Annotated in this window: 2 protein-coding genes; one reads left to right on the plus strand and one right to left on the minus strand. The window is 34.5% G+C overall.

Annotated features, from left to right (window positions below):
- The first annotated feature begins 218 nt into the window (after positions 1-218).
- Positions 219-938 carry a 3-ketoacyl-ACP reductase gene (locus BFA01S_RS21475; RefSeq protein ID WP_066235673.1) on the plus strand — a complete coding sequence of 240 codons (720 nt, stop codon included), beginning with the start codon at positions 219-221 and terminating at the stop codon, positions 936-938.
- Positions 939-1,049: 111 nt separating this feature from the next.
- On the opposite strand, the gene BFA01S_RS21480 is transcribed toward BFA01S_RS21475, so the two are convergent.
- Positions 1,050-1,481: an NADPH-dependent FMN reductase family protein gene (locus BFA01S_RS21480; RefSeq protein WP_066235675.1), complete on the minus strand. Its 432-nt coding sequence runs from the start codon at positions 1,479-1,481 to the stop codon at positions 1,050-1,052.
- Positions 1,482-1,596 lie beyond the last annotated feature (115 nt).

Below are 1,596 nucleotides of genomic sequence, written 5' to 3' on the forward strand. Positions count from 1 at the left end.
TTACTGCTCGTTAAGGCTGGAATAAATTTAAAATTAGATTTCTTGGATTTGGGAATCGTATTTATTTATATAAGGTGAATGAATATTATTCGGGATAACCGTTTGTATAATAAAAGCTTGAAAAAGGACAGGAAAGTTCTTAAGATGTATAATTAATTTCAGTTGATTAATTCTTCTATATTAAGGATTAATTGTAAATGAAAGGAGTCGTTTGTTTTATGGGACAGTGTATTAAAGGGAAAACTGCTCTAGTAACAGGTGCAGGAAAAGGAATTGGAAAAGCGACTGCAATCGCGTTAGCAAAGGAAGGCGTTAATATAGGGCTGCTAGCTCGTACAGAAGCAGATTTAAGAGATGTTGCAGTAGAAATTGAGCAGCTTGGTGTGAAGGTAGCTTATGCGACAGCTGATGTTTCTTCACTTGAAGAGGTAGAAAAAGCTGTTAATCATGTTACAAGCCAGCTTGGCTCTTTTGATATTTTAATTAATAATGCAGGGATCGGTAAGTTTGGAGGATTTTTAGAACTTGATCCGGAAGAATGGAAGAAAATGATCGATGTTAACTTAATGGGTGTGTACTATGTCACTAGATCTGTTCTTCCGCAGCTAATTGAAAAAAATGGCGGCGATATTATTAATATTTCTTCTACAGCAGGTCAGAAGGGAGCACCTGTTACAAGCGCATACAGTGCGTCTAAGTTCGGTCTCCTCGGTTTAACTGAATCATTAGCTTTAGAAGTACGTAAGCATAATATTCGTGTAACAGCTTTAACTCCAAGTACAGTTGCTACAGAACTTGCTTATAAAGAAAATTTAACAGATGGAAACCCGGAAAAGGTAATGCAACCGGAAGATTTAGCAGAATTAATTGTCGCTCAACTGAAGCTTCATCCACGTGTATTCGTGAAATCTGCAGGATTATGGTCTACAAATCCATAAAATTAGCGGGAAGGTGTTACGCCTGTTAAGTGTGAGATAAATAAAAATAGCTGTCTCCAAATTTAATTTCTTTTGGGACAGCTTTTCTTATGAAGCTATATAATACCGTGTTCATCTACCGTTTATAATTTCCTCTACTAAGTCTCTAAATTCTATTTTGTGATGTTTTCTAGGTATTTGATCGACTTTATATACTAATTTAATATCATTTTTATCTTTTAATACACCGTAAAGATAATCTAAAGCCCCACAAAATATCGGATATTCTTTTTTTCCGCTCCCAAAAAGAACAATTTCTTTATTCTCTAATTGCAGTAAGTCTTGTTCATACTTTTGAAAATAGTATGGAGGGGTAGGCGGTGTTACTCCCTCTTTATAATAAGTAGCCGACCCAATCATAATAAAATCATGATTTTGCCAGTGCTCTCTGGGATCTTCGTTTAACATTTTGCAAACATTAAAGCCGTCAAGATTGAATTCATCTAAAATTGCGGATGTATTTCCTTTTAAAGAATAAATAGTAACACATTTGCTTAAAGTCAATATAATCACCATCTTCATATTTTAAAGTTTATTCTTTTATTTTACCTTAATAGAAACAACGTTCCAAATGATAAATGATAGGAAACCCCTTTATCCCAGCCTTAACGGGCAGTAA

This window comes from Metabacillus fastidiosus NBRC 101226, assembly GCF_001591625.1.
Taxonomy (GTDB): domain Bacteria; phylum Bacillota; class Bacilli; order Bacillales; family Bacillaceae; genus Metabacillus; species Metabacillus fastidiosus.